This is a genomic window from Staphylococcus sp. GDY8P94P, from assembly GCF_017892255.1.
GTDB classification, from domain to species: domain Bacteria; phylum Bacillota; class Bacilli; order Staphylococcales; family Staphylococcaceae; genus Staphylococcus; species Staphylococcus cohnii.
Genome location: NZ_JAESKU010000017.1, coordinates 1 through 700 on the forward strand (window position 1 = coordinate 1; position 700 = coordinate 700).

A 700-nucleotide genomic window follows, 5' to 3' on the forward strand; every position below is an offset into this window, starting at 1 on the left:
GATGGAGAAGAAATAAAAATATCTAACGAATAAAGGAGGATGTTTATATGGTAGGTAATGTTATTCAAATAGTAACAGAGAAATTAGCATCTTTGCCTTTTATTGAAGGCATCGTATTAGGGGGCTCACGTGCAAGAGGCACCCATACAGAAAATTCTGATATAGATATCGGAATCTATTACAATTCAGACTCATTTGACCTGACAGCGATTAATCAAATTGCTACAGAATTGGATGATAAAAATAGAAACAACCTTGTTGTGCCTCCCGGAGCGTGGGGTGATTGGATTAATGGCGGCGGATGGTTATTTATAAATGGGTATCATGTTGACTTGATTTTACGTGATATAAAACGGGTAGAACAAATAATCAAAGATACGGAGCAAGGAATTGTTACTGCCAATTATCAGACCGGGCATCCCCATGGTTATATAAGTGCAATGTATCGTGGAGAATTAGCGATTAGTAAAATACTATATGCTAAGAACGAAAGCTTATGCGAATTAAAAAAGCAGGCAGAAATTTACCCTACTGCTCTAAAGAAAAGCTTGATGAACTTTTTTATATTTGAAGCTGAATTCTCTTTAATGTTTGTAAAAGCAAATGCGGGGGTAGAGGATAAATATTATATTGCAGGCCATGTTTTTCGTATTATTTCATGCTTAAATCAAGTACTATTTGCATGTAATAATGCTTATTG

At 35.1% G+C, this 700-nt stretch carries 1 protein-coding gene; it reads left to right on the forward strand.

Features of this window, described 5'->3' with window-relative positions; all coding sequences use genetic code 11:
* Positions 1-47: 47 nt before the first annotated feature.
* Positions 48-700, forward strand: a 653-nt coding sequence (locus tag KA926_RS11760) for a nucleotidyltransferase domain-containing protein (RefSeq protein WP_245335873.1), incomplete at its 3' end; no start/stop codon positions are given.